This window comes from Saltatorellus ferox (assembly GCA_007751475.1).
In the GTDB taxonomy this organism is placed as follows: domain Bacteria; phylum Planctomycetota; class UBA1135; order UBA1135.
Window position 1 is genome coordinate 685,878 of sequence record CP036434.1, and the last position, 26,326, is coordinate 712,203.

22 protein-coding genes are annotated in these 26,326 nt (G+C 67.2%); 14 read left to right on the forward strand and 8 right to left on the reverse strand.

The features are described from left to right. Positions 1–145: 145 nt before the first annotated feature. From Poly30_RS02575 to Poly30_RS02615, 9 genes are all read left to right on the forward strand, one after another. The gene (locus Poly30_RS02575) at positions 146–3,328 is read left to right on the forward strand and encodes a sigma-70 family RNA polymerase sigma factor (protein WP_145194459.1); all 3,183 of its coding nucleotides are present in this window, start codon (positions 146–148) and stop codon (positions 3,326–3,328) included. Positions 3,329–3,467: 139 nt separating this feature from the next. After that, positions 3,468–4,310 (forward strand): FliA/WhiG family RNA polymerase sigma factor, encoded by an 843-nt coding sequence (locus tag Poly30_RS02580; RefSeq protein WP_145194460.1) that lies wholly within the window; start codon positions 3,468–3,470, stop codon positions 4,308–4,310. After that, positions 4,303–4,548, forward strand: a complete 246-nt coding sequence (locus tag Poly30_RS02585) for a hypothetical protein (protein ID WP_145194461.1) — start codon at positions 4,303–4,305, stop codon at positions 4,546–4,548. Before Poly30_RS02580 ends, Poly30_RS02585 begins: the two co-directional genes overlap by 8 nt. A gap of 4 nt (positions 4,549–4,552) precedes the next feature. Further along, positions 4,553–4,768: a hypothetical protein gene (locus tag Poly30_RS02590; RefSeq protein WP_145194462.1), complete on the forward strand. Its 216-nt coding sequence runs from the start codon at positions 4,553–4,555 to the stop codon at positions 4,766–4,768. Beyond that, the gene (locus Poly30_RS02595) at positions 4,765–5,247 is read left to right on the forward strand and encodes a hypothetical protein (RefSeq protein WP_145194463.1); all 483 of its coding nucleotides are present in this window, start codon (positions 4,765–4,767) and stop codon (positions 5,245–5,247) included. Before Poly30_RS02590 ends, Poly30_RS02595 begins: the two co-directional genes overlap by 4 nt. Before the next feature lie 14 nt (positions 5,248–5,261). After that, entirely contained in the window at positions 5,262–6,014 is a 753-nt protein-coding gene (locus tag Poly30_RS02600) for a hypothetical protein (RefSeq protein ID WP_145194464.1), read from the forward strand. Continuing rightward, entirely contained in the window at positions 6,011–6,646 is a 636-nt protein-coding gene (locus Poly30_RS02605; protein WP_145194465.1) for a hypothetical protein, read from the forward strand. The genes Poly30_RS02600 and Poly30_RS02605 overlap by 4 nt, the downstream gene beginning before the upstream one ends. Before the next feature lie 7 nt (positions 6,647–6,653). Beyond that, positions 6,654–7,736 carry a glycosyltransferase gene (locus Poly30_RS02610; RefSeq protein ID WP_145194466.1) on the forward strand — a complete coding sequence of 361 codons (1,083 nt, stop codon included), beginning with the start codon at positions 6,654–6,656 and terminating at the stop codon, positions 7,734–7,736. Between the two features lie 53 nt (positions 7,737–7,789). Continuing rightward, positions 7,790–8,356 carry a YaeQ family protein gene (locus Poly30_RS02615; RefSeq protein ID WP_419190875.1) on the forward strand — a complete coding sequence of 189 codons (567 nt, stop codon included), beginning with the start codon at positions 7,790–7,792 and terminating at the stop codon, positions 8,354–8,356. Between the two features lie 16 nt (positions 8,357–8,372). Here Poly30_RS02615 and Poly30_RS02620 read toward each other — a convergent pair whose 3' ends face one another. Next, positions 8,373–9,479, reverse strand: a complete 1,107-nt coding sequence (locus tag Poly30_RS02620) for a radical SAM protein (RefSeq protein ID WP_419190876.1) — start codon at positions 9,477–9,479, stop codon at positions 8,373–8,375. Between the two features lie 8 nt (positions 9,480–9,487). Further along, positions 9,488–10,636 (reverse strand): radical SAM protein, encoded by a 1,149-nt coding sequence (locus Poly30_RS02625; RefSeq protein WP_145194469.1) that lies wholly within the window; start codon positions 10,634–10,636, stop codon positions 9,488–9,490. A gap of 93 nt (positions 10,637–10,729) precedes the next feature. Between Poly30_RS02625 and Poly30_RS28060 the strand changes: the two genes are divergently transcribed. After that, on the forward strand, positions 10,730–10,867 hold the full coding sequence (locus Poly30_RS28060; protein ID WP_419190877.1) for a hypothetical protein: 138 nt from the start codon (positions 10,730–10,732) through the stop codon (positions 10,865–10,867). Here the strand turns inward: Poly30_RS28060 and Poly30_RS02630 are convergent. After that, entirely contained in the window at positions 10,861–12,855 is a 1,995-nt protein-coding gene (locus Poly30_RS02630; RefSeq protein WP_145194470.1) for a transglutaminase domain-containing protein, read from the reverse strand. The genes Poly30_RS28060 and Poly30_RS02630 overlap by 7 nt on opposite strands. 169 nt (positions 12,856–13,024) lie before the next feature. Then, positions 13,025–13,363, reverse strand: coding sequence for a flagellar biosynthesis anti-sigma factor FlgM (locus Poly30_RS28065; RefSeq protein WP_419190878.1), 339 nt, complete (start codon positions 13,361–13,363; stop codon positions 13,025–13,027). A 378-nt stretch (positions 13,364–13,741) separates the two neighbouring features. Between Poly30_RS28065 and Poly30_RS02640 the strand changes: the two genes are divergently transcribed. The 3 genes from Poly30_RS02640 (at position 13,742) to Poly30_RS02650 (ending at position 18,064) form a co-directional block, all read left to right on the forward strand. Further along, a complete protein-coding gene (locus Poly30_RS02640; RefSeq protein WP_145194472.1) occupies positions 13,742–14,329 on the forward strand; it encodes a hypothetical protein in 588 nt (195 codons plus the stop codon). Positions 14,330–14,409: 80 nt separating this feature from the next. After that, a complete protein-coding gene (locus Poly30_RS02645) occupies positions 14,410–16,965 on the forward strand; it encodes a M1 family metallopeptidase (RefSeq protein ID WP_145194473.1) in 2,556 nt (851 codons plus the stop codon). Between the two features lie 4 nt (positions 16,966–16,969). Then, positions 16,970–18,064, forward strand: a complete 1,095-nt coding sequence (locus Poly30_RS02650; protein ID WP_145194474.1) for a hypothetical protein — start codon at positions 16,970–16,972, stop codon at positions 18,062–18,064. A gap of 66 nt (positions 18,065–18,130) precedes the next feature. Here the strand turns inward: Poly30_RS02650 and Poly30_RS02655 are convergent, their stop codons facing one another. The 4 genes from Poly30_RS02655 to sfsA form a co-directional block, all read right to left on the reverse strand. After that, a complete protein-coding gene (locus Poly30_RS02655; protein ID WP_145194475.1) occupies positions 18,131–19,246 on the reverse strand; it encodes a sensor histidine kinase in 1,116 nt (371 codons plus the stop codon). Positions 19,247–19,505: 259 nt separating this feature from the next. Beyond that, on the reverse strand, positions 19,506–20,924 hold the full coding sequence (locus Poly30_RS02660; RefSeq protein WP_145194476.1) for a sulfatase: 1,419 nt from the start codon (positions 20,922–20,924) through the stop codon (positions 19,506–19,508). Positions 20,925–20,955: 31 nt separating this feature from the next. Further along, positions 20,956–23,982: a S8 family peptidase gene (locus Poly30_RS02665; RefSeq protein WP_419190880.1), complete on the reverse strand. Its 3,027-nt coding sequence runs from the start codon at positions 23,980–23,982 to the stop codon at positions 20,956–20,958. Positions 23,983–24,121: 139 nt separating this feature from the next. Then, positions 24,122–24,820, reverse strand: a complete 699-nt coding sequence (gene sfsA / locus Poly30_RS02670) for a DNA/RNA nuclease SfsA (RefSeq protein ID WP_145194478.1) — start codon at positions 24,818–24,820, stop codon at positions 24,122–24,124. A gap of 355 nt (positions 24,821–25,175) precedes the next feature. Here sfsA and prfB point away from each other — a divergent pair. Further along, positions 25,176–26,286, forward strand: a protein-coding gene (prfB, locus tag Poly30_RS02675; RefSeq protein ID WP_419190881.1) for a peptide chain release factor 2 whose coding sequence is annotated in 2 segments (ribosomal slippage) — positions 25,176–25,253 and positions 25,255–26,286 — 1,110 coding nt in all. Because the reading frame shifts where the segments join, the coding sequence is not laid out codon by codon here. Positions 26,287–26,326: the final 40 nt, after the last annotated feature.

Here is a 26,326-nt window from a genome sequence, read left to right on the forward strand (position 1 = left end):
GAAACGGCGCGCCCGTGAGATCGACGACAGGAAAACGAGCGGCCCGACCGTCCCGAAACGCGCTCAGGCTCTTTTGACCTCCTTCGGGCTCCCTCGCCGAAATTTCTCGTCGTCGATCTGGAGGCGGTAACGTGTTCTCCAGGTCATGACCACTCCAGCCTCCCACGACGCGCTCGGCCCCCGCAGCAGCGCCGACGCCCTCCTCGAATCCATGGAGCGCGTCCGCGCTCTCGCCGGGCAGATCGTCCGCCAGGCGGCCGACCAGGACGATCTCGTCCAGGAGGCCGTCGTCCGCGCCCTCGCCAGACCCAGCACGATCGTCGGGGAATCCGGCCCGTGGGTGCGCCGCGTCGTCCGCAACCTCGCCATCGACCGCCAGCGCTCCTCGGCGCGGCGCCAGGGACGCGAGCTCTCCGCTGTGGAAGGCGAGATGACCCAGGAGTCGACGGCGGACTCCGTCGCCCGTGCGGAGAGCCAGCGCGACCTCGTCGACTCGGTGCTCCAGCTACCCGAGCCGTACCGCGCCGTCATCCTGGCTCGCTTCTTCGACGGGCTCCCGCCCCGCGAGATTTCGAAGAAGCTCGGCGTGCCCGTCGCCACGGTGAAGAAACAGCAGGAGCGGGGGATGGCTCTTCTGCGGAAGGAGCTCGAGGGGCGGTACGGACAGAACGGCGCCTGGGCCGTCGCGCTGCTGCCGATCCTGCCGAAGTCGGTGCTGCGCTCGCTGGTCGCCAAGGGAGGTGGCGCAGGAACGCTCGCCTTCGCGCCGCGCTGGATCGCCCTGGCGTTCGCCATGGTCACCGGTGTGGCGGTTCCCGCTTACCTGCTCCGGAGCGAGGATCTCGGGGCTCCCGAGAACTTGCCGATCGCGCCGCTGGAGCGGTCCGACGGTGTGGCGGAGGTTTCCGAAGGGGCGATGCGGAAGGAATTCAGTACGCAGCCGCGTCGCGTGGCCGAGGCACCTGCGCTCGATCGCGCCGGAACCAGCACCGCCGCGGACGCAGGAGTGCTCCGGACGTTCACCGGACGCTTCGTCGACGAGGCAGGCGCTCCCATCGCGGGCGTGACCGCGAGATGCTGTGCGATCGACGACCTCAACAGCGATGACACCGCCTTCGCAGGTCCGATCGGACGCGGTTCGGACGCTGGAGTCGTCTTTGCGAGCGTCACCGCGCGCCTCGACCAGCCCATGGTCGTGGACGTTCAGGCCCCCGGCCATGCGTCCGCGACGTATCGCTTCCGACCCGATGCCGAGCGCGCGGAAGCGATCCTCGACGTGGGTCGTCAGACGCTCTATCGAACGGCCGACCTCGACGTGCGCGTCGTCGATGCGTCCGGGGCCGTGCTCTCGGGATGGGAGATGAGCTACTTCCACTACGGCGGCGGTGAGCGGCTCGAGCGCGGCCGCGCGGCGGTCGATCCGGCCACGGGGCGCGCGACGTTCCGCGCCATCGCGGCGGCGGAGGTCGAGGTGATCGCCGAGCATCCCAGCGGACTGGAGATCCACCGCCCGCGCAGATTGCTGCGGCCCGGCGACGACAACGCGGTCGACCTCGTGTACCTCGGGCTGGCTCCGGAGCGGCGCATCGGCGTCGAGGTGGATTGGCCGTCGATGGCGAGGACCGGGAGCGCCGAGCCCGTCGAAGTCCAGCTCCTCGACGGCGACGGCGTCTCCGCGGTGGCGAGCCTCGCGCTGGATCCTGGCGAGCACCGTATGGGCTTCGAGGACGTCGAGCGCGGGCACTACTTTCTGAGCGTCGAGGATCCCCGATTCCACGCCGAAAGGGTGCCGGTGGAGCCCGGCCAATCGGCGAAGCTCGTGCTCCGCGGGAATGCGCGGCTCGCTCTGACCGTCCGGGATGCGAATGGCGAGGTTCTCGCCGGGCATTCCGTCGACCTGGGCCCATCGGGCGGTGCCGCTGCGTTCCTGGATCGGCGAGGGGCCGGCGTCGCGCTCGACGGACTCGTTCCCGGTGAGCCTTTCGTCGTGCGCGTGACGGCGCCGGACGGTCGCCAAGCAATCAGCGAGGTACCCGCGCTGGAGCCGAACGAAACGCGCGTGCTCGATCTGACCCTCGGCGACGGTCTCACGGCGATTCACGTGCAGGCGGTGCGGGGTCGCGAAGGCGAGCCGGTCGCGAACGCCGAGGTGGCTCTGTTCGGCGGCGTCCTGGACGCGGGCTCCTCGCAGGCGAAGCGGGCCATCGAGCAGCTCGATGGAACGACTCGAGCGGGAGGGCCGAAGAGGCTGGCGCTGGGCAGAACGAACGACGTGGGCCAGGTCACCCTGCAGGTGGCCAAGCACGAGATGGGAGAGGCCATGACCGCGCTCGTGATCGACGGGGATCATGCGCTCGGGCGCATCGTAGGAGGAGGCGTTCGCGTCGTTCTCGCGGCCCGAGGCGCGGTCAGCGTTCGTGCGCTCGGAGTGCCGGACGACGTGCCGCTCGGGGACGCCTGGCCAGAGGGGGTGGCGCTGACGCTCACGTGGCCGGAAAGTGCGCGGGGGGGCCGAGCGCCCTTCGGGCCCGGGCTGGTCCTCGAACCCCAGGAGGGAGGATTCCTCGGAACGGAAGTGGCCCCCGAGGGGCCTGCCACGATCTGGCTGAGCCTCTCCGACTTCAACCACATGGGGCGCGGCACACCGCTCGGGGGCATCACGGGGCCGGTCGGTTACCCGGTCGGAAGCGTGAACGTCCGCGCGGGCGAGACGGTCGAGACGGAGGTCGACCTCGGCGCCGTCTGGCCGGGGCGCCTGGAGGTGGTCGTCCGTCAGGCAGGTCGCGTGATCACCGACGCGGTGGTCGATCTGGAGCCGGTCGGTTCGCACGCCCATCTGCCCTATCCCTTCGGGGACGAGGTCGACGTCTCGCGCGTGCTGAGCCACCTGACGGACGGTTCGGGGCGCGCGCTCTTCGACAGAGTTCCGAAGGGCCTGTGGCGCATCCGCGTCCGTGATATCGAGTGGCTCTGGGCGGCGGGCGCAGGCGAGATCGAGATCGAAAGCGGCGAGCGGAAGCGAGTCGAGGTGGCGGTGGAACTCGCAGAGGCCGACGTCACGCTCGTCGAGGCCTCCAGCGGTGAGCCGCTGCGCGATACGGCGGTGACGATCGGGATCGCGCCGCGTCGGCGAGTTCGCCGGGTCACGGATGCGGATGGGAAGCTGCGCCTCCAGCTCGGGCCGGGGAGCTACCCCGTGGCGCTCGATGGACGGGAAGGGGGCGCGGAGGCGCTCTTGGAGTGGGGCGCGGCCGGGCCGGTGAAGGATCAGCTCCGGCTTCAGCTCCTGCTTCAGGGTCTACACCAGGATCCACATCAGGGCCGCTGAGGACCCGATCCCAGGCGATTCCGTGGGGGCGTCAGGGCGTTTCGGCCCCGACGGAAAAATCTTCTAAGGGTCTTCTCGGTGGGGGTCGATATCGAGACAGAGCCCTCCGCCCCTCAGGCGGGGGCCACCACCCAGCACCATGGAAGATCCCCTCTCAACCCCGAGCACCGTCGACGTGACCGTGTCTTCGTCGAAGTTGGGATCGGTCGACCGTGACAAGCTGATCCTCGATCACGTGCCTCTGTTGAAGCACATCGTCGGGAGGCTCTTCTTCGACGTGCCGGGATCGCTGGACCGCGATGACCTCTTCGGCTACGGCATGATGGGGCTGATCTCGGCGGCAGACGCCTGGGATGCGTCCCGCGGACTGGCCTTCTCGACCTTCGCCTATCCGCGGATCCGGGGGGCCATCCTCGACGAGCTGCGGCGGATGGACTTCCTGCCTCGAGGTCGGCGCGAGAAGGTGCGCGCCGTCGACAAGGTGATCGAGAAGCTCGAGCAGGAGTCGCGCTCCAAGCCGACGCCCGAGGAGATCGCCGAGGAACTCGGCTGGTCCGTGGGCGAGGTGGACGAGGTCTTCGTGACGGCGTCCACCGCGATCCACACGTCGATCGACCAGGACCGCGGCGCCGACGGCGTCGGTGGGGGACTCGCCTCCATGCTGCTGGATCCGCGCTCCGATGACCCCGTGGGATCCGCAGAGTTCGAGGAGATGAAGGGGCTGCTCGTCGGGGCCATCGCCGCGCTTCCGACCCAGGAGAAGACGGTCATCACGCTGTATTACGCGGAAGAGCTGCTTCTTCGGGAGATCGCGGAGGTGCTCGAAGTCACCGAGTCACGCGTCAGCCAGATCCACAGCCGCGCGATCTACCGATTGAACCGCACCCTTCTCGGCAACGAAGAGGAAGAGGACGCCGGCAACGCCGGAGGGTCCGCGAAGAGCCAGAGTCACATCAGGCAGCAGAGGATGAAGCATGGATAGTCGCATCAACTCACCGGGCCCCGTCGGACCGATTCTCCCGCGCAAGCTCGGGGATCGAGCGCCACAGCAGGAGCGCAACTTCATTCTTCCGCGGCGCTCGGACGCCGAGGACGACGAGGGTGCATCCTCCGAAGCCGATTCCGAACTCCTCTCTCCTCAGCCCCGTCGCGAAGCGCCTGCGGTCTCCCGCGTCCGCCTCGAAGACGAGGCCGGTCAACGCATCGACCTGAGGGGCTGATCCCGTGGATCCCGTCATTCTCAAGGGCCGTCAGGTCAAGCGCGAGGAAGCGCCCGCGCGCAAGCTCGCCGCGGCCGTCGCCAGCGGCGAGAAGCAGCCGCCGACCGTTCGCACCCTGGTCGTGGACGGAGTCGTTCGAGCGCTCGAAGTCACCTGCTCCTGTGGTGAGGTCACCACGATCGAGCTCAAGTCCATCCCGAGTCCAGGAGGTTCCCGATGAGCACACACCATCCCGAGGAGAGCCGCAGGTTTGGTATTCGTGAGTGGATGAGCGGCCGATGGTGGCTGGCGCTTGCGTTCTCGCTGGTGGTCATCTTCGCCCTGAGAAGCGGCACCGTCGGCGCGCCCGCGCAGGCGAGCGTCCGTCCGCTCGACTCGTTGCCCAAGGCCGCTGCGAGGAACCCGACGACTCACCCTGGCATCGCGCTGCGAGGCCGGTCTTCGATCGAGTTCGAGAACGAGCTGGAGAACGAGCTTCGCCAGGCGCTTCGCGAGCTCGAGGTGGCCCGCACCGCCCTCGCCAGCGAGAAGAGCAAGGTGGAACTCCTCCAGGAGAGCCACGAGGGCCTCGAAGCCCAGTTCCGCGAGGTCACGGCTCGAGTGCGCTCGGCCGCAGGATCGCGCGCCGTTCCCACACCGATCGAAGCGATCTACGTCATCGAGAGCAGAGAGACCGGTGCGTCCGGCGACTCCCATTGAGACCCAAAAGGCACATGTCCACCCAATTCAACCTCGCGGGTTCCCGAACCGCTGCCGCCGCGCTCTTGCTGGGCTTCGCCGGATGCCAATCGCTGCCCACTCTGGAGTCGATCAAGTACGGCTACAGCCCGTCGCGAGCGGACGTGCAGCCCGAGCCGCCCAAGGCCGACGACTACAACGACGTGGCTGCCGGCTGGGCGCCCGAGCGTCCAGCGGCCGGAACGGCGGGCGTTCAGCCCGCCATGTACGGCCGGGACGGTCGTCCCGTCGGAGTCGCTTCCCCGGATGGTTCGCCCGTCGGCAACGCGGCGCCCGGTGCGATCACGCAGACCACCCACCCGATGAACGATGGCGTCGCGAGGGACGACGGCTCTGGCGGTAGCCGCGGGACGATGCTCGAGAAGTATCTCGCCGTCGTCGAGGAGCTGGACATCCTCCGGCCCCAGAACGAGGACCTCCAGCTGGCGCTGGAGATGTCGGAGATGCGCGCCAACGACCTGACGGAGCAGCTCAAGGCACTCCAGGTGGCCTACGACGAACTCGGTGCTTCCAAGCAGACCTCGGACAGTCAGAACTTCGAGCTGGCCGCTCGTCTCGCGACCGCGCAGATCGCGCGGCTGGAGGCCGAGCGCGCGCTCCTCGAGGCCACGCTGGAGTGGCGCAAGATGAGCGCCGCGAACAATCAGCCCCTCGCCCAGGGCAACGGCCGTCCGGCCTCGAGTTCGGGCAGCTTCCAGCCTGCGAGCGGGGGAGCGCGTCGCAAGTGAGACCGTCGCAGAGGTCCTCCTGGAGCGTTCTCGCGCTCGTGCCCTGGCTCGTCCTCGGCGCGGGCTGCCAGATGTCGCGACCCGTCCCGATGATGGGGTCCGCGAAGATCACGTCGGACTTCGAGTCGTACACGCTGAGGCGCGTCGGCGTTCTTCCGTTCTCCGAGATCAACAAGGACCCGATGGCCGCCCACGAGGTGGGCGCGATCGAGACGTCGTTCCACTCGGAGTTCGCGGCCGCGACGCCCTATGATCTCGTGCCCCTCAGGGCCCAGGATCTCGCCGAGCTTCTGCCGCCCGATCCCTTCCGTGAGGGCTGGTATGCCCCCGCGACCCTGCGGACCCTTCGCGAGCGCTTTCGGCTCGACGCCATCCTCGTGGGTACCATCACGTCGCGCCGCGTCGTCGTGCCCCAGGTTCTGGGCGTCCAGCTCGACCTCGTGTCCTGCGAGACGGGCCAGACGATCTGGTCGGCGGACCTTCAGCTCGATGCCTCCAGCGAGGAGACGCGCGAAGCGATCGACTCGTGGGCCCACGGCCAGCTCGGTGAGGAGCACGGAGCCAAGATGACGCTCCTCTCTCCCAAGAAGTTCGCGTCCTTCGCCGCGTACCAGATGGCTCGACTTCTATAGTCCGGGCATGACGGAGAGCCCTCCGAAGCGTCTGCTCCATCTCGTCAGTAGCCTGGAGGTGGGAGGCAAGGAACGCGTGGTCCTCGACCTCGCCCGTCGTGCGCGGGGCCTCGGGCTCGATCACGAGCTGCTCCTCTTCGATGCGCCATACCGCGCGACCGGCGTCGACTTCGACCCAGGGGCCGTGCCGTGGAGTTTTCTCCAGCGGGGGCCAGGGCTCGACCTCGGTTTCGCCCGGCGCGTGCGACGCTTCGTGACGCGCGGCGGCTTCGAGGCGCTCCACGCGCACAACGACACGGCGATCTTCTACGCAGCGCTGGCGAACCTTCCCCTGCGCGTGGCCCGGACCTTCGGGACGTTCCACACGAAGCCCGGGCACGATACGCCGCGCGCCCGGAAGCTCACGCGCTGGGCGACGGGCCGCCACGTCGGGGTCGCGGCGGTGAGTCAGGAGCTCGGCGACGTGCTCACCGAACTCGGTTGGAGTCGACGGCCCCGGGTGATCTGGAACGGCGTGGATCTGGACGTCTACCGGCCGGCGGATGCCCCTCGGACGGGCGATGAGCCCGTGCACGTCGTGACCCTGGCGCGCGCGGATCCCATCAAGCGAGCCGTGGATCTGATCGCGGCCGTCGAGCGGGCGCGGGAGCGCGGCGGCCGTCTCCGTCTGACGCTGGTCGGCAACGGGCCGCTCCTCGGCGAGATCGAGGCGTGCGCGGCGGGAGTCCCAGGGGTCTCGGTCCTTCCTCGGGTGGAGAACGTGCCTGCATTCCTTCGGTCGGCGGACGTCTTCGCCCTCGTTTCCGACCATGAAGCGGCGCCGCGTGCGCTCCTGGAGGCAATGGCCAGCGGCCTGGCCTGCTGCGTCACGGACGTTGGGGGGATGCCCGAGATCCTGGGCGCAGGCTCAAACGAGCCAGCAGGCAGGCTGGTGCCACCACGGTCCGTGGAACACCTGGCGGACGCCCTGCTGGAGCTCAGCGCGGACCCCGCCGAGCGCCGGCGACTGGGCGAGCGTGCGCGTCGCCGTGCAGGCGACTTCAGCGCCCTGAGGGAATGGGAAGAGCATCTCGCCCTATGGAGCGCTTGAACGCAGTATCCTCGTTCCGCGCGCTTCCGATCCACTCTCCTATCGAAACCTCCGTGGGCACTACCTCCACCATCTACCGCTTCCAGGTCGATCTCTCCGACATCGATCGCGGCGTCTACGAGACTCTCGATCTGCGCGTGGCGCGGCACGCCTCGGAGGACGACGAGCGCATGGTGGTCCGGGTCCTCGCGCGCGTCCTCGCCCACGAGGAAGGGATGGAGTTCGGCCGCGGCCTTTCCGACCCGAACGACGCGGGCCTCTGGACCCACGATCACACGGGGCAGGTCGTCACCTGGATCGACGTGGGCCTTCCGGCGGCGGAGCGCCTCCACCGGGCGAGCAAGCACTGCCCGCGCGTGCTCATCTTCACGCACAAGCCCGAGGAGATGCTCCTGAAGGAGTGGCGCTCGCGCAAGATCCACCGCGCCGACAAGATCGAGGTGCATCAGCTGCCGGCGGAGTTCGTCGAGGCCTTGGCGAAGAGCATCGAGCGCCGCAACACCTGGTACGTGACGATCCACGATCACGTGCTCAGCGTGGGCGTCGGCGATGAGGTCTTCGAGGGCCACGTCGACGACGTGGATCTGGAGAGCTTCGTGAGCACGGCCGAAGGGACCTGAGGTCCCCGGCCGCGCGTCACGACCCGTACTTGCGCATGCTCGGGCGGTCCTTTCGAATCCGGGTGTCGCGTTCGCAGTGACAGTTGGGGCACTCCAGGTTGAACGCGCTTCGCGTAGCCTTCGTGTGGGTGTCCGTGTACATCAGCTCGGAGAGGCGCTGGTCGTGCAGGTTGCCGAGATCGAAGGTGACGTAGCAAAGCTTCACCGAGCCGTCGGCGCCGATCCAGACCATGTTGTAGACGTCGCAGGGAATGCGCATGTCCGGTCCTTTCATCAGCCAGTCGGGGATCGAGCGCAGGCTCTCGATGGCTTCGGGGATGCGGCGTGGGTTTTGTAGCTTGAGTTCGACGAGGCGATCGGTGATGGCCTGGAGCTTCGGCGCGTCCTCCGGGCGGAACTGGATCTCCGAGTCGAGGCCCTCGGTGAAGTAGGGCAGCGAGTAGTGAACGAGGTCCGTGTGGAACGCCATGTCGTAGCGCTCGGCGAAGTCCCACGCCCCCTGCAGGGCTTCCATGTCGCAGGACGGACGCATGATCAGGAAGTTGAGCTGGAGGTCGATCTCCTTGCCGTACTTCTCCCGCGTGACCGCGATGCCGCGCTCCATCTGGACGAAGCGGTCGTCGCGCTGCACGTAGGCGTCGTAGCGCGCGCCCGTGCCATAGTAGCCCAGCGTGATGTCCCGCAGGCCCGCGTCGTAGAGCTCGTCGATGCGACGCTCCAGCAGCACCCCGTTGGTCGTCACGTAGACCTCGAGGCCGATGCTGACACCGTGTTCGATCATCGCGGGCAGGTCCTTGTGCAGGAGCGGCTCGCCGCCGTAAAGACGGATCGTCTCGACGCCCGCGGCGCGGCCGTCGTCCATCAGCCCCTTGACCATGTCGAGCGAGAGCACGTGCCCGGGCATGAAGTCACGGCCGTAGCGGCAGCCGACGCAGCGCAGATTGCACTGCGCCGTGATCGCCACCGTCATCTTCCGCGTCCGCGGCTTGATGATCGACGGGAACCGTTTGGCGAGGGAGTGCTTCCACTGTTCGAGACTGTTCTCGACGCCGACGAGCGGCGCCTTCAGGAGCGGCTTGTCCCGGACGGCGTCGCGCACGAGGTCGCGGCCCTTTCGAATCATCTTTCCCATCAGCTGCGCTCCTGGAGACCGCTCAGTTCACTTCCTGGCTGGTTGTAGCGGCGCCAGCTCGGGCCGTGCCGCCGGATGCGGCTGTCCACCTTGCAGGTGCAGTTGGGACACTTGAGCGCGAAACCGTCGCGGGCAGCGCGCTTGTGTTCGTCGGTGAAGACCAGGTCTTTGAGCCGCGATTCGTTGACGTTGCCCAGGGGAAACGCAGTGTCGCAGAGCTGGAGCGAACCGTCGGCTCCGATCCAGAGGAGCTGGTAGGCGTCGCAGGGGACGCGCATGTCCTCGCACTGCACGACCCAGTCCGGGATCGAGCGGATGAACGCCTCGTGGTGGGGGAAGCGGTCCGGGCGCTGGGCTTTCAGTTCGAGAAGGCGCTCGACGAGCGCCTTCAGCATCGGCTCGTCGCCGGGCAGGAACGCGAGTTCGTCGTCGGGTCCGCGGCTGAAGAACGGGACCGAGTAGCCGTAGAGATCCAGGTGGAAGAAGAGGTCGTGTTCGACGGCAAAGGCCCACGCTTCGTCGAGCTTGTCGATGCCTGCGAGCGGTCGCACGACGACGTAGTTCAGCTGAACGTCGAGGTTCTCGCGGTGCCGCGCGCGGACGTTGGTGACGCTCTCGATGAACTCCTCGAACTTGCCGGGGCGCTGGGTGTAGGCGTCGAAGGTCTCGCCGAAGCCGTAGAAGCCCATGGAAACCCACTTGAGGCCCGCGTCCACCAGCTCGTCCGCGCGTCTGTCGAGGAGGATCGCGTTGGTGGTGACGTAGACCTCTAGACCGAGATTGGCGGCATGGCGCACCATGTGGTGCAGGTCCTTGTGGAGCAGCGGCTCGCCGCCGTAGAACCGCACGATGTTCACGCCTGCGTCGCGCGCGTCATCCAGGACGCCCTTGACGACGTCGAGCGAGAGCTGCTCGCCCACCATGAAGTCGCGACCGTAGCGGCAGCCGATGCAGCGGAAGTTGCATTGCGCCGTGATCGCGATGGTGAGCTGGCGCGGCTGCGGCTTGATCAACCCCGGGAACTTCGCCGCGAGTCCGCCGCGCGCTCTCGACGCGCCGTCGTCAAAGTTCTTGAGAGTCTGCTTCAGACGAGGGTGCTCGTCGAGGAACGGCCGCAGACGGCGGATGGCGTGCGAGGGGTTGGGCATGGCTCCAAGGAGAGTAGCCGGATTTGGAGGAGTACGTCGGGTTGGATCGCATGGAGCGTCCCGTTCAGAGACCCCAGGGTCTCCCTTTCATCGATGCCCGAGGCCCCGCGGCTCCATCCTGACCGGTGCGACTTCGGCCCACGGTTCTACCGAAGATCCGAGAATTCGCTCGAGCTGACCCTGACCTTGGCCCTGGAGACGGACGACGGGGCCGTGGAGTTCGCCTACTGAACGGAGACCGTTAGCACGGCCGTTCCGCACACCTCGCGCGTTGGCGACGTCGCGAGCGAGCGCTCGACGGCACTGCGGGTGCGGAGGATCTTGCCACGGAAGACTTCGCTTCCATTCCAGCGGAGCGTGATCGGCTGGTCCAGATCGATCAGCCGGTCGATCAGGTGCAGGGTGACTTCGGTCACGGGGTCGGCGGCCTTCGGATCGGTCACGATTTCGATGGTCTGCCCGTCGACGGTCGCCTCGATGCGTTGCCTGGCCTTCGCCTGCTTCGGGTCGACCTGGAGCCAGTAGTAGCGCGCGTGCAGGACGTCGTCCTGGAGCCACACCACGCGCGACGGCCAGGCGTTGCGCGTGCGCTTCGCCATCCACGGCAGCGCTTCCTTGTCCTCGCCGTCCATCCAGTGGGGCTTGCCGGGGTAGATGGTGACGCGGTGGTCGTAACCTTCGGGGTCCGCGGCGCGCAGCTGGGCCAGGGCGACGCGCCATTCGGCGGCGATGCGATTGCGGTTGTAGGCGCCGTCAGCGCCTCCCATGAACAGCATGAACGGCAGATTGCGCAGGCCGTCGGGCTTCGTCTCGTTCGGATGCCCGGCCATCATCGCCGCGGCCGCGAAGCGGTCCGACATACGCGGCGCAAGCTGGTACACGCCGTCGCCGCCAGCGGAGTAGCCCAGCAAGTAGACGCGATCCGGATTCACGCCGCGGCACGCCACGAAGGCCTGGATCATTCGATCGAACAGGCCGTCGATGTGATCCTGATGCCACAGGTTCCACGTGTCCGTCGGCGCGCGCGGAGCCACGTAGTAGCCCTCTTCCGGCTCGTAGAGACGGATCTGGTTCTCCCACTGCCGATCGTTCACCCTGGCGGGGGCGCCGCCACCGCCGTGCATCGAGATCCAGAGGCTGTGGCCGCCCGGGGGAGCTTCGCCGAACTCCTTTACCTTGACCTTCAGCTCGTGCTCGCCGACGCGGAAGGCGTTCCCTTCCAGCTCGGGAGCGAGTTCCTCGGCCAGCTTCTCGCGTTTTTTCGCCCACAGCTCCTGGACCACGCGCTGCGCGGCCTCCTCGCCGAGAGCTTCACCCTCGGCGCCGAGCGCAGCCAGCGACTCCGACCGATCGCCGAGGTAGCGCTCGGTGACTTCGACGCCGTGGACGCCGCGGTAGCCTCGATTCCACACGAGCGGGAAGGAGTGCCCGGTCGTTCGCCAGGAGGTGGCCCAAACCGCGTGGTCCACGTCTCCTTCGGAGAGCGGCTTCGCCTGGCTCGCGTCGCTCACGAACCAGCCGCGATCGAGGCCGTTCTGGTCGTACTCGTCGGCGCCGGTGAAGCGCCAGCGCTCTCCGTCCCAGATCTCCGGCCACGTGTGGTTGCCGCGGTCGTCGTGCCATTTTGCGACGCCGGCGGCGCGCGCCGGGATCCCGACCGAGCGGCACGCGTCGACGAAGAGCACCGTCAGCCCGGTGCACGTTGCGCGGCCCTGGGCGATCGACTCGGCGGGGCTCGCGTTGGGACGCTTCCGCCCGGTGTTGTAGTGGACGTTGACCAGGTCGTAGAGATCGCGGTTGATCGCTTGAACGGCCTCCTCGATCGTCTGCGCGTCCTTCACGATCGGGCGCGTACGCTCGAGCATCGCTGGCCGCCAGTTCTCCCGCGTCTCATCGAGCACGGCGTAGGGGAGCACGTCGTTCCAGAAGAGCTCGTCGCTGATCTTCTGGGCCCAGGGAAACTCTTCGCGGGCCTCCAAGGCCAGGCGCAGGTTGTCCATCAGCAGGGCGACGTCGACGGCGGTGGCATCGCGCTCGGGACGGAATCGTTCGAGGAACCGAGCGGCCTCCGCGCCGCTCTCGCCGAACTCCGTGGCGGCCTGGGACTGGAAGCGGGCCCAGGTCTCGGAGTCATGGAGATCGGAGTCCTGGAGAGCCGAGGAGGCGGGGGCGGAAAGGAGCGCCAGCGCCGCGCTGGCGGCGATCGAGGGGGTCAGCATGCCCCCAAGCTACCGGTCCATTCCTGAATCGAACAAGGCCGCCCGGGCGCTTCCTGGTGTCAGGTCGCGGCACATCGGGCGACCCTGGGTGAACGGGGACGCAGCGGAGGAAACGTCATCGTGGGGGAGGTGGCGAGCGAGCCCCCGGACCACGTTTCCAGGAATGACGCTACTCGAAGGTCAGAAGGCGCTCTGCGGCTCGCTCGAGGCGAGCCTGATCGAAGAGGGAGCCGTCCTCGACGGCCGCTTTCAGCTCGGCGATGCGCCCGGAGCGATCCTCGGCCTGAGGCGCTTCCTGGGGCTCATCGAGGCTCGCGGCACCCGCGGAAAGTTCGATCGAGTCGGTCCTCGTGCTGAGACGCGCAAGCACATCCGCATTTTGCTGAGCCGTCGTCTGGACAAGCTCGACGGTCGCCTTCAAGACGGCGTTCCTCGTCTCGGTGGCCCGACGAACCACAGAGTAGTGGGAGTCCTTCGGATCAGCTTTCTTGTTGCCGTTGAGTTCCATGGTGTGAGCCTGTTCTGGCGGGCTGGGACGCCCTGGAGGGCGTCGTGTGCGGCGCGAGCGCCTGGCACGGGTTCGGGGGGTGGTCGGCACCGCGGTGTGTGCCATGCTGCGCAGCTCGCCCTGGACCTCCTGCACGGGGAGGGGCGGTCTGCAGAGCGGTGATCGGACGAGGCATCGAACGCTTGAGCGGGGAAACCAGGATTCGTCAAAGATTCTTCGGACTCCCGTCCAGGGGGGCGGTGAGGGACTCCAGATCGACGTCTCCGGATGGGGCGAAACCCCGAGAGATTTCCGGGCGCCGTTCATTCCTGACCGAAGGGATGCCGATTTCCCCTTCAGGACCCGGGGTTCCACCCTCCCCGCGAACCACCCTCGCCCATGGAAGCCGCTACCTCCACCGATTCAGAGACAGCCGTCGATCGTCCCTTCATGGGAGACGTCGATCTGACCGAGCTCCTGGACCTCCTGGTGGACGAGGCGGCGGGGTCGCTGGCCCTCCTCTCGGACTTTCATCTTGCGGATGCCGCCGACGAGGACGTGATCGAGCACGATCGTCCGACCTGGAAGGATGTTCAGATAGTGTTCCGGCTCGGATTCTCGATCAAGGGTCGGGTGCGGATGGGCCTCATGACGATGCCCCTCGCCGAAGCGCTCACGATGTCAGGCTCGCTCCTGATGTTGCCCCGCGATGAGGTCGCGCAGAACCGGCAGAAGGCGGCGCCGGACGAGGGGGACAAGGAAGCGATCATGGAGGCGGGAAACCTGATCGCCGGTGCTTTCGACGCCGTGCTCTCGAAGCGGATCCACGGGACGGTGGAAGTGAAGTTCTTCGGTTGCCAGGGTCTCGCCCCCGGGGATATGCCCTGGATCTCGGCCTTCGAGGCAGAGCCTCTGGGGATCCGCCGTCACACCGCGTCGTTCTCGAACTTCGATTCGTTCGAAGTCGTGCTCGTCATCCCGGTTTGAGGCGGAAAGTCCGCTCGCTCGGACCCTGAGATCGCCGACTGCGATTGCCGTGGGAGCGCCAGCCCGACACACTGGCGCCCATGCGACTTCGTCTTCGATCCCTCGTGTTTCCGGCGGCTCTGTTCTGTGCGCCGTGTATCGCCAGCGCCGCGACCCAGGAGTCGGGTCCGGAATCGGCCGGCAGCGCCCCTGCCATCGAGGCGCTGGACGCCATGGACGCCATGGACGCGCAAGATCCGCTGGGAATGGCGGATCCGCTGGGGATGGACGACGGACGCTCCTCCGAGGCGGACTACTTGATCCACGCGCGGATCGACGACGTCGACCCATCCGACGTCGATGACGGACCCGCGAAGCAGCTGACCGGGGAGCTGACGCTCACCTGGAAGAATCGGTCGGGCGAGGCGGTGTCGGACCTTTGGTTCCACCTCTACCTCAACGCCTACGCGAACAACCGCAGCCTCCATCTGACGGAGTCGGGCGGGAAGCTCAGGGACTTCGACGTCGACCGGGGATACGGCTGGCAGAAGATTCGCTCGATCCGCGTCGACGGACAGGACCTGACGGAATCGCTGCGCTTCCGCGTGCCTTCCCAGGCCGCGCCGCTGGATCGCACGCTCATCAGCGTCGACCTGCCCGCGCCGGTTCCGTCCGGCGAGGACGTCACGGTGGAGATCGAGTGGGAGTCGCGCCTCCCGCGCGTTCGCCGCCGGACCGGAACCAAGGGTGACTTCATGCTGCTGAGCCACTGGTTCCCGAAGCTGGCGGTCTACGAGCGAGACCGGGGCTGGCGCGCGCACCCGTTTCACATGAACACCGAGTTCTACGCGGATTACGGGACCTACGACGTCTCCATCGATCTGCCCCAGGAGTACGAGGGCAAGATCGCCGCAACAGGTGCGCAGGTCGGGGACCCGGTCGTCGAGGCCGGTCGCGTGACGACGCGCTTCGTCGCGCCAGCGGAGGGAGATCGCGGCGCGGTGGATCCGGTGGCGGCGCGCGGCTCGAGGCGCGATACGCTCGTCCACGGGTTCGCCTTCACCGCGGACCCCGACTACGTCGTGTACGAGAAGCCGTTCCGCTGGGACGAATGGGCCCAGAAGTACGCGGAAGAGGTCAGCGAGGTCAGCCGCGCGCTCGGGCGCACGGCCGAGGAGCTCAAGGGCCGCGACGTGCTCGTGCGCGTGATGATTCATCCCGAGCATGAGGATCAGGCCGAGCGTCACTGGCGCGCGACGGCCGCGACGCTCTTCTTCTACGGACTCTGGTACGGCCCGTATCCCTACAGCGAGCTGACCGCGGTCGATCCTGCATGGGGCGCGAGCGCGGCCCGCGGCATGGAGTATCCGACGATCTTCACGGCGGGCACGGCGATGTTCAACCCGCTCGGCGGTGGCTCGCCCGAGGGCGTGACCGTGCACGAGGCCGGTCACCAGTTCTGGTACGGGCTGGTCGGCAACAACGAGCCGGAGGCCGCCTGGCTGGACGAGGGCCTCAACTCCTTCACGGACAGCGAGACGATGTTCCGCGAGTACGGGACGTCGCGCGCCTCGACGAGGTACCTGCGGATGCCCCTCTGGGGGACGATGCCGACGGAGGCGCCGTCGTCTTCAGGGATCGCCGGGCTGCTTTCGCTCCAGGACGTCAAGGTGCCGAATCCGGTGCACTACGCGCTTCAGAAGGCGGGCGTGAAGGTCCAGGACGAGTTCGCGTGGCTCGTGCCGAGCGAGCTGCACATGAGGCCGCTCGCCCCAGCCTCACCGATCGCGTTCTGGCGGGATCAGCCGCAGTTCACGCTCGTCGAGGAGACCACGGATCCACGCTGGGCAGACCGCAGCGGCTACCTGCGTGATCCCAACTCGGATCCGATCGAGACGAAGGTCTGGGACTACCTCGATAGGACGAGCTACGTCGTCAATAGCTACTCCCGGACCGCGGTGGCGCTGCGGTCGCTCCAGGGCCTCGTGGGCCGGGACGCCTTCCTCAAGGGCATGCGCAAGTTTGCGGAGGACTGGCGCTACCGTCACCCCTACCCGGAGGACTTCTACACGTCGTTCCAGGAAGGCGCGGGGCTCGATCTTCAGTGGTACTTCGACGAGGTATTCCGCGGCACCGACACGCTCGACTGGGAAGTGCGAGTCAGCCAGACGCAGGAGCCCAAGTCCGAGGGCTGGTTCCTCTGCGAGGACGGTTCGTGGACGGCGGAGTGCTCGCCGGAGTCGCTCGCCGATGCGGCGGCGAAGGCCGCTCAGGATGCGGCCGAGGCCGAGGCGCGCAGCGACGACGAGGACGCCCCGAAGGTGCCCTACCTGTACGACGTCGTCCTGCGGCGCGGTGGCGGCCTGATCCTGCCCGTGAGCGTGCGCGTGACGTTCGACTCGGGCGAGCAGGAGACGTTCGAATGGACGCGCGAGATGCAGGGCGAGAAGCGCTGGTGGCGCCTGCCGCTGATCCCCAGCCCGCGCAAGATCGAGTCGGTCATCATCGACCCCGATCGCAAGTGGTTCATGGATCGCAACATGTCCGACAACCAGTGGTTCGCCGAGCCGGACCAGCTGGCGGCCGCACGCTGGGGAGAGCGCGCGCTCACGCGGGCCTCCGGATTGCTTCAGTGGTTCATGTCGATCGGAGGCTGATTCCATGGCTACCTACGAAAACAACGTCGATCACGACAACTTGAAGCGCCCTGACTCTCTGCTGTTCCTGCGCTCCATCCGCGCGGCCATCTACCGGCATAAGCTGTGGGGGTCGAGCTGGCTGTTCCTGCTGCTGCTCAGCGCCATTCCAGCGATGGAAGTGATGGGCACGATCGAGAAGATCGTCGGGAACCGCTACGCCAGCGCGGACGCGGCGCGCGAACTCCATTCGACGCTGTCGAGCCCCACGGTCAGCTTTTCGGAGGTGTTCCGCCAGGACCACGGCGCGGCGCTCACCCAGATGCAGTCGAGCGTGGCCTTCGGAGGCGCGGCGCTCGCGCTCGTGGCGATCCTCTTCGGTTGCTTCGCGGCCGGCGGCTGGCTCCAGATCACGTTCGAGCAGCCGGACCGACAGACGCTTCGACGCTTCGCCTTCGGGGGCGGCCGGTTCTTCGGGCGCTTCGTGCGCGTCGCCATCATGACGGTGCTGCTCCTCGCGCTGGTGCGCTGGGTGCTCTACGGAGAGCCCTGGAAGCGGCTCGTGTACGGCTGGCTCATGGACATCCCGAAGTACGACTGGAATCGCCTGGAGACGCTACCGTCCGAGCAGAAGTACACCTACCTGATGTGGACCCGCGACGGTCTGGCCGCCGTCGGATTCGCGAAAGTCCTGGCGTGGGCGATCTACACGCGGACGCGCCTCGTGCTCCGTGACAGTCGCTCGGTCATCGGCGCCGGGATCGCGACCTGGTTCACGATGCTGCGCCATCCGATCCAGACGCTTCGTCCGCTGATGCTGCTGCTGCTCGTGGAACTGCTCGTCGTGATCGGTCTCCTCGGCTGGTGGAACGGCACGGTCGAGTCGCGCTTCTACGCGGACGCGAACGGCTGGCACGTGCTGGCGTTCTTCGGCATCGCCCAGCTCGGCGTGATCTGGCGGCAGGTGACGCGCGGCGCGTACTACCACTCGGCGGGCCGCGTCAGCCAGGCGCTGATCCTTCCGACCGATAGCAAGCCGGACCCCTGGGCCAAGACGATCGGTGGCCCGGGCGGGCCGCAGTACCCCATCGACGATGATGGGTACCACGTGACGGTTTGAGGCGTAGGACGAGGCGACACCTGGTGTCGCCTCGTCGTCTTTTCGGGCGGAATCGAGGGTAGGCCGTCAGGCGGAGACGAGGGCCGAGTCGTCGATCATCGGGAAGCTCACGAGGAAGGTGGCGCCTTCCTTCGTGTCTGCCGAAAGCGTCACGGTTCCGCCCATGGTGGCCAACGTCCGGCGAACGGCTGCGAGCCCCAGACCATGGGAATGCGCGTCCGAGGAACCGCGTGAGGTGGTGAAGAGTTCGAAGATCGACTCCGACGCTTCCGCGGGAACGCCCACTCCGTCGTCGGCCACTTCGAGCAAGCAGACACCATCCTGGGTGCGGGCTCGCACCTCGATCTTCAGATCCGGACGTCCTCCATGCTTCAGCGCGTTGCTGATCAGGTTCCGCAGGATCAGCCTCAACGCCGCGCGGGGGGCGCGAACCCTGGGGAGAGAACCGAACACGATCTCGCATCCGTCGGGGACGTCGAGCAGGGAGACCGCCTCGTCCGCTTCGACGTCGAGGTCCAGCCATTCCGTTTCCACGTCGGAGCCGGCGCGGGCGAAGTCCAGCAGTCCATCCAGGAGCCCTTCCATGCCCTCGACCCGGTCGTGCATGAGCCGGAGGTGCTCGTCCGAGGCTTCGGGGAGGTGACCCTTGCAGTCCTCTCGAACCCACTCGGCCAGGTTCTTGATGGCTCGAAGGGGCGACTTCAGGTCGTGTGAGGCCATGCTGGCGAAGTGATCGAGCTGGAGGTTCTTCTTGTGCAGTTCTTCCTCCGTCCTCTCGCGCTGTTCGATCTCGCGCTGCAGGGCCTCGTTCATGGCCGACAGACCCGGGATCTTCATGGCCTGCGGCATGACCCGGACCATGACGATGGCCGTCGCGATGGAGACGGTGGCCGTCAGGACCTTGAAGAAGGCAGAGAGTCGGTACCACGGCGTCCAGAAGATGCTCGCTTCGATGAAGTGGACCGTGCCGCACGAAAGGATGAACGCAGCGAACAGCCAGAAGAGCGCGGGAAACACCACGTCTTTGCGCTTCCGCAGGAAGAGAAGGAAGAGCGAGGGGATGGCGAAGTAGGCCACGCCGGTGGCGATGTCCGCGATGATATGGACCCAGCCGTGGAGCGCGGTCCAGCTGCCGCAATGCCAGCGCGGCGGGAAATCGCTCGTGTCGAAGAGGATCTGCATGGGGACGACAGACTCGAGGCCAAGACGAGGAAGGGGACGACAGGCCAGTGGGAGGGCGGCCCAACGTACCGGCGAGCACTCAGTTCTGGCGCGCCATCGTTCGGTTGCTTACTCCTCGGCAGGCTAGCGTTCTTTCCGAGCGTTTCGTGAGGAGGAAGTACCTGGTGTCTGCGTCCTGCCTTTGAGCCATCCTACTTTTGGAGCGCTATCGAGCGTCTTCGGGAACCTCAGAGTCCAGTGACAGGGAAGATTCCTTTGGCTATTCGCTCTCCTTCGGCATCGGTGCTGTGGCGCCCACTGTTGTTCGCCATGTAATCAATTCGTGCTTCAGTGAGCTGACCTTGTCCGGGTACTTATTGGAGAGGTCGAAGTCTTCTTCGGGGTCGTTGGCGATGTCGTAGAGTTCGAGTCGCTCCGTACCGTCCTCGCGCTGGCCGAAGTAGTGGACGAGCTTCCAGCGCCCGTGTTCGATCAGCGACCCGCCGGGGATCGTTCGCCAGTTCGTGAAGCGGTCGCTCTTGCCTTCCAGGTAGCAAGGGAAGTGCCAGGCCATGACTCGCTTCTCCAGCGTCGCCTTATTGGTCCAGTGGGACGCAAGGCTGACGCCATCGAGTGCGACCGCCGGTGCGCTGGCGCCGCCGAGTTCAGCGAGCGTCGGCATCAGGTCGACGTGATGCATGGGTTCGGCGCTGACGCCTGGCCGGATGTGGCCAGGCCAGCGCACGAGGAGCGGGACGCGAACGCCGCCTTCGTCGAGCGTCCCCTTGTAGCCGCGCAGGTGCTCCTTGTTCGTGACGGGGCCGTAGCCGCCGTTGTCGGAGGTGAAGATGACGACGGTGTTGCCTTCGAGGCCTCGCTGGTCGAGGGCCTCGAGGAGGCGACCGAATTCCGCGTCGAGGGCCTCGACCATGGCCGCGTACGTCGGGTGGGGGGCGCCCGCCGCTTTTCGATCGTCGATGCGCTCCTTGGGCGCCTGTAGCGGGGCGTGCACCGTGTAGTAGGCGAGGTGCATCAGGAACGGCGGCTCCAGTCGATCGAGCAGCCCGATCGCCTCGTCGGTCAGCCGCGTCGTCAGGTATTCGCCCTCCGGTCCGTCCGCGAGGCTCGCGTTCTTGTACGGCGAGAAGTAGGACTTCGGATGGCCGCTCTGGTTGCCGCCGACGTTGACGTCGTAGCCCTGGGTCCGTGGGTCGCTGCCGAGGTGCCACTTGCCGAGGTGCGCGCTGGAATAGCCGGCTGTCTTGAGCTGCTCGGCGAGCGTGATTTCCTCCGGAAGCAGCTCGGTGCGGCTCGCAGGCGGCGTCAGTGCGCGGTCCTCGGCCCTGCCGCGCTCGGGTGAGCCGACCGTCAGGACCCCGTGGCGGGGCGTGGCGCGACCGGTCTGAAGGCTCGCGCGGCTCGGCGCGCAGTTCGGCGCGGCCGAGTAGGCACGGATGCACGACAGCGACTGCGTGGCGAAGCGCGCAATCTTCGGGGTCCGATGCTCCGCCACGCCGGGCATCCCTGGGATGCCGCGACCTAGATCGGCCCAGCCGAGATCGTCGACGAGCACGATCAACACGTTCGGAGAGGACGGCTTCGCCGCGGCCTTCGACCCGACCGGATCTTCAGCGAAAGCGATCGGCACCGCGTGGAACGAGCCGAGGGTGAACGTGCAGGCGATGAGGAGCGGGAGCATGCGGATACTTTACCCGCATGCCCCTCCGCGGTCAGTTCTGCCCGGAAGTCGGCAGTCGCCTGAAGCCTTCCAGCGGAGCCCCGGCCATCGAGCCGAAGTTCGGGCTTTCCAGCGGAAAGTTGAGGCCTGAGATCGAGCCCATCGAGGAGAGCTCGATCCTCGTCGCGAGTCCGAGGGCAGGGTAGAGGCCGCAGAGCGGCTCGCCTTCGTCGCAGATGTAGCCGTCGTCGTCTTCGTCCGTGCCAGCGACGATGACGTAGCCGCCGGCAGGAAGCTGGCTCAGCAGGTAGTCGAGCGACCCGCCGGTGTTGAGCACGAACTGACTGCGGGTTTCGGGCGGGCTGACGTCGATGTCGACAGCGAGCACGAAAACGTCGTAGACAGGCCCGCTGCCGCCCGGGCCGCCGAGGCTCAGGGCGACGCCGAGGTTCGCGATGCCGCCGTTCGACTCGACCCGGACCTGGCCCTCGTAGAGGCCGTCCGCAAGGCCGGTGCCGTCCACGTTGACCCGGAGCGACGAGGCGTCCGTGCTGCCCGCTTGTCCGCTTCCGACGAACGCTGCGCTGAGCCAGGCTCCGCCGGAGTTGGTGGTGGCGCTCACGCTCTGGAGCTGCAGCAGGCCCGAGCCGACGTTGGTGATGATCACGTCCGCGGCGGCGGTGGGCGTCTCGAAGAGGAGGGAGTTCGCGGAGAGGGAAAGGGTCGGACCGCCGCCTCCGCCGGCTGCCGCGCTCACCGCGGCGAAGGCGTTGACGAGGCCGTCGCCATAGCTCGTGTCGCGGCCTGGCGCGCCCAGGTCGGTCGCGGTTCCCTGGAGAATCGCGGAGACCTGTGCTGGAGTCAGACCGGGGTTCTGGGAGAGCACGAGCGCGGCGACGCCAGCGACGTGCGGTGCCGCCATCGAGGTGCCCTGGTAGAACGAGTAGCTCTCGAAGTTCGTCGGGGTCGAGCTGTCGTCGGGCTTCGTCGAAAGCACGCCGTCCGGGTACTGGTCTCCGTTGAGATCCGCCGAAACGTCACCGCCGGGAGCGGCGATGTCGACCGTTGCGTGGAAATTGGAGTAAGGCGCTCGTTCGCGGTTGTAGTCCACGGCCGCCACCGAAAGAACGTTCTGATAGGCCGCGGGATAGGACGGCGTCGAGCTGTTCTCGTTGCCCGCGGCGGCCACGATCAGCGAGCCCGCTGCGGTGGCCGCATTGACGGCATCCTGGGCCGCCTGGCTGAAGCCGCCGCCTCCGAGACTCAGGTTTTGGACCTGGCAGAGCTGCGTGGTCTGGCCTGAGTCGTTGGGCAACCCCGCCGCATAGAGCATCGCGTTGATGATGTCGAAGGTCGAACCGCCGCCGATCCCCAGAACGCGGACGTGCACGATCTGGGTCTGCCAGGTCACGCCTGCGACGCCGTAGCCGTTGTTCGTCTCGGCTCCGATGGTCCCGGCCACGTGGCTGCCGTGGAAGCTGGAGGGCTGGAGCCCGTTGCCGTCGCCGACATCGCGCGGGTTGCTGTCGTAGCCGTTGCCGTCCCCGGCGACGCTCGGATTCGAGATCATGTCGAAGCCGGGCTCCTCGCGATCGTCGAGGTCCTGGGCCGGGGTCGAGCCCGTATCGAGCACGGCCACTCGCACGCTGTTACTGCCGGTGGTGACGCCCCAGGCGGCCGGGAGCTGAATCTGCTCGTAGTGCCATTGGAGGCCGTAGTACGTGTCGTTCGGCGTCTGCTGGAGCGCCATCGGAAGCACGCGGTAATCAGGTTCCGCGTAGGCGATCCCGTCCCGGCCGCGGAGGCTCGCGCACAGCGCAAAGCTGTAGCGCTCGGCCTCGTGCTCGTCGAGGCCTCCGGGCAAGTCGAAGTGGACCTTGGCGGGGCCGTCCGGCACCTGGCCCACGATGCGGCCGCCCATCGGCGCAACGGTGGCTTCTAGCCGCTCGCGGGCGCTGACCGCGCGGCCCGTGGCCGTGGCCTCCTGGGCGTGCGCCTTGACGATGAGGTCGCCGGTGAAGGAAGGGAACGGCAATTCGGTCGGAAGGACGCTCGCCTGCGAGCCCTTCGGACCGCTGCGGAGGTCCTGCAGGGAGGCGCGAGGTTCGGTGGAGAGAGTCACGAGCTGCGGCGTGGCCGCGTCGATCGGCAGGCCGGCGAGGCGCGGCGTACCCACGTTGATGTCGAGCGTCCAGCTCGTGTTGGCCGACTGAAACGGCCGGACTTCGACGGCCAGAAGCGTCATGGCCGGCGTGTTGACGGAAGTGACCTCGGGGATGAACTCACTGATCGATTCCTGGAAGGGCGCGCTCGGATTGAGCGAGGCCGTCGCGTCGTAGAAGTAGAGGTCGAGGTCGTTGCCGACGCTGAAGTCGCACGTGAAGAGCGTCAGCGAAGCCGTCGGCATCGCCAGCAGGAAGATGTCCGAGTTGCCGGTCATCATGCTGCCGCTGACCACGACGTTGTCGCCGCTGGTGAACGTCCCGAGGTAGCGTCCCTGTGGCACGATATCGTTCGGTTCGCGCTCGGTGATCGTGGCACCGAGGGAGCGTCCCGTGAGCTCCAGCGTGTAGTCGGACGTCCCGTTGAAGGCCTGGACGACGACGAAAGCCGTGCCCTTGACGACGAAGGTGCCTGACTCCGCGTTGGCAGAGGACTCGTAGCGCTCGACGGCGTTGAGCGCGACAGGGTCGACGAGGAGGACGTCGAGGTCGGCCGAGGTGGACGTGCCGACGAAGCTGAGTTCGACCTCGATTCGCGAAGGCGCCGTGATCTGGAAGACGTCGACGTCGCTCGGCTGCGTGATGCTGCCCGTCGCTCGCAGCACGTCACCGGCCGCGATGGAGCCCAGGTCGTTCGCCTGGCTGACCGTGTCGTTGGGCTCGGACTCGAGATTCGGGTCAGGTTCGCTCGTGATGAGCACGCTGACCGTTCCGGAAAGGCGGCCGACGTTGCCTGCGGGCGGCGTGATCTCGTCGCCGTTCCCGCCGCCGCCGCCGCAGGAGGCGATGAGGGTCAGGCAGGCCGCAGCGAAGACGGAGTGAAGGAGCCGGTGGCCCGGGGTGGAGCGTGGACGCAAGGCCGGAGTGGAACGTGGACGCATGGGAGGAACGCGCTGGCAAGGGATGGGGGGGGAATCGGTGAAGGGGTGAACCCGCCCCGATCCCTCGCATTCTATCCCGTCCATGGGCACTCGGATGAAGGCGCCTTCCTGCGGCTCAGAGGACGACCTCCAGCGGGTGCCCCAGCTCGAAGGAGGTGGGGGTCACGATCGTCGCGTAGGCGAGAACCTCGACGCCGGCCTTCGCCACGCGGCGGAGGGTCTCGCAGTAGTCGGGGTCGATCTCGTCGGCGGGCGAGAACGTCTTCACGTCCGAGCGTGAGACGCAGAACAGCATCACGCCGCGATCGCCCGCCTGGACCACCCTCTCCAGCTCCTCCAGGTGCTTCTTGCCGCGCGTCGTCACCGCGTCCGGGAACAGCGCCGCGTCGCCTTCCCGGAGCGTGGTGTTCTTCACTTCGACCCAGGCGCGCCCCTTCTCTGGATCCTCCAGGAGCAGGTCGATCCGGCTGCCGGTTCCGTACTTCACCTCGCGGCGAAGGGTGCTGTAGCCCGTGAGCGCGGGGATCAGTCCGGCCTCCACGGCCTCGTAGGCGAGAGCGTTAGGAAGTCCCGTATCCACGTTGACCCAGGTTCCGTCGACCTCGACGGTCTGAAACGTCAGCTGGAGCTTCCGCTTGGGGTCCTGACTGTCCCGGAGTGCGACGCGAGCGCCCTCGGACAGGCAGCCCTTCATCGAGCCCGTATTGGGGCAGTGTGCGGTCAAAATGTCGCCATTGTCGGCCTCCACGTCCGTCAGGAAGCGCTTGTAGCGCTTGATGAAGCGCCCGATCGTGACTGGCTTGTCGATTTGCATGCCGATGAGCATACGCCAGATGGCGCCGGATTCCCGCTCGTGCTGAGACACGGGGAGGCCCGTTGTGGGGCAGGTTCCGGAAGTCGGCAGCCCGGCTCCGATTCGGCGGGATCGAACTCCGATCGTCTCCCCTGTAGCAGGGTGCCAGGGCGGCTTCTCACCACGATTCCCCGCCCGACACGGTGGTTCAGCTACCCGACGGAGGCTCCGGCGCGCAGCGCTGGAGCCTCCGGTATTTCCAGCTCAGGCCGAGGCTCCTCGTCGGGTCCCGCGTGCTACCCGTCACCGCTCATCGGGCAACTTCTCATGGGCTGTGCTGGTAGCGAGTGAGCGCCCGGCCTATCCTCCTCGCCCCATGGCCGCAACATCCGCAGACTTTCGTGACCGCACCAAGGAGCTCCGCGGCAGGCTCAGCCTGCTGACGGAGAGTCTTTGACTACCCCACCAAGCTTTCACGATTCGAAGAGATAGAGAAGCTCCAGGAGAGCCCTGACTTCTGGAACGACCAGGAGCAAAGTCAGGCGCTCGTCAAGGAGCTGAAGACCCTGCGCCTCTCCGTAGAGCCCGTTCGGACCATCGAGTCGGGCCTCGAAGAGATCGACCTTCTGGTCGAGATGGGCGAAGAGGGCGGCGACCTCGCCGAGGTCAGCGGCGAGATCGAGGGCACCTTCGCGAAGCTTGACGAGACCCTCGAGCAACTGGAGTTCCGGGTCATGCTCGGCGGGCCCAGCGACAACCTCGGTGCGTACATTCAGATCAGCGCGGGCGCGGGCGGAATCGATGCCTGTGACTGGGCTTCGATGCTCATGCGCATGTACATCCGCTGGGCCGAGTCCAAGGACTTCGACATCACCGAGGTCGAACTCAGCCCCGAGGACCAGGGTGGCATCCGCGGCGTCACGCTGCAGATCGAAGGCCCCTACGCGTTCGGCTACCTCAAGGCGGAGACCGGGGTCCATCGCCTCGTCCGCATCAGTCCCTTCGACGCGCAGGCCCGCCGCCAGACGGCGTTCGCCTCGGTGGACGTGACGCCTGCGATCGACGACACGATCGACATCGACATCGACGAGTCGGACGTCAAGATCGACACGATGCGCGCGGGCGGCGCGGGCGGCCAGCACGTCAACAAGACGGAGTCCGCGGTCCGCCTGACGCACCTCCCCACGGGCATCGTCGTACGCTGCCAGAACGAGCGGAGCCAGCACAAGAACCGCGCGACCGCGTGGAGCCTGCTAAAAGCCAAGCTACTCGCGCTGGAGGAATCCAAGCGCGACGCCGAGATGGCGAAGCTCTACGGCGAGAAGGGCGAGATCGCGTGGGGCAGCCAGATTCGCTCCTACGTGCTCAACCCCTACCAGATGGTGAAGGATCACCGGACCAACGTCGAGGAGAGCAACGTGCAGCGCATCCTGGACGGCGACCTGGACGGCTTCATGGAAGCCTTCCTGAAGTCGCGCAAAGGATGAGCTTTCAGTCGAGGTCGAGGCGCTCGATCCAGACGTTGCG

Excerpts from the sequence above, each read along its gene's own strand:
- Poly30_RS02575 (WP_145194459.1), top strand. The coding sequence starts at position 146 with ATGACCACTCCAGCCTCCCACGACGCGCTCGGCCCCCGCAGCAGCGCC.
- Poly30_RS02580 (WP_145194460.1), top strand. The coding sequence starts at position 3,468 with ATGGAAGATCCCCTCTCAACCCCGAGCACCGTCGACGTGACCGTGTCT.
- Poly30_RS02585 (WP_145194461.1), top strand. The coding sequence starts at position 4,303 with ATGGATAGTCGCATCAACTCACCGGGCCCCGTCGGACCGATTCTCCCG.
- Poly30_RS02595 (WP_145194463.1), top strand. The coding sequence starts at position 4,765 with ATGAGCACACACCATCCCGAGGAGAGCCGCAGGTTTGGTATTCGTGAG.
- Poly30_RS02600 (WP_145194464.1), top strand. The coding sequence starts at position 5,262 with ATGTCCACCCAATTCAACCTCGCGGGTTCCCGAACCGCTGCCGCCGCG.
- Poly30_RS02610 (WP_145194466.1), top strand. The coding sequence starts at position 6,654 with ATGACGGAGAGCCCTCCGAAGCGTCTGCTCCATCTCGTCAGTAGCCTG.
- Poly30_RS02620 (WP_419190876.1), bottom strand. The coding sequence starts at position 9,479 with ATGATTCGAAAGGGCCGCGACCTCGTGCGCGACGCCGTCCGGGACAAG.
- Poly30_RS02625 (WP_145194469.1), bottom strand. The coding sequence starts at position 10,636 with ATGCCCAACCCCTCGCACGCCATCCGCCGTCTGCGGCCGTTCCTCGAC.
- Poly30_RS28060 (WP_419190877.1), top strand. The coding sequence starts at position 10,730 with ATGCCCGAGGCCCCGCGGCTCCATCCTGACCGGTGCGACTTCGGCCCA.
- Poly30_RS02630 (WP_145194470.1), bottom strand. The coding sequence starts at position 12,855 with ATGCTGACCCCCTCGATCGCCGCCAGCGCGGCGCTGGCGCTCCTTTCC.
- Poly30_RS28065 (WP_419190878.1), bottom strand. The coding sequence starts at position 13,363 with ATGGAACTCAACGGCAACAAGAAAGCTGATCCGAAGGACTCCCACTAC.
- Poly30_RS02640 (WP_145194472.1), top strand. The coding sequence starts at position 13,742 with ATGGAAGCCGCTACCTCCACCGATTCAGAGACAGCCGTCGATCGTCCC.
- Poly30_RS02645 (WP_145194473.1), top strand. The coding sequence starts at position 14,410 with ATGCGACTTCGTCTTCGATCCCTCGTGTTTCCGGCGGCTCTGTTCTGT.
- Poly30_RS02650 (WP_145194474.1), top strand. The coding sequence starts at position 16,970 with ATGGCTACCTACGAAAACAACGTCGATCACGACAACTTGAAGCGCCCT.
- Poly30_RS02655 (WP_145194475.1), bottom strand. The coding sequence starts at position 19,246 with ATGCAGATCCTCTTCGACACGAGCGATTTCCCGCCGCGCTGGCATTGC.
- Poly30_RS02660 (WP_145194476.1), bottom strand. The coding sequence starts at position 20,924 with ATGCTCCCGCTCCTCATCGCCTGCACGTTCACCCTCGGCTCGTTCCAC.
- sfsA (WP_145194478.1), bottom strand. The coding sequence starts at position 24,820 with ATGCAAATCGACAAGCCAGTCACGATCGGGCGCTTCATCAAGCGCTAC.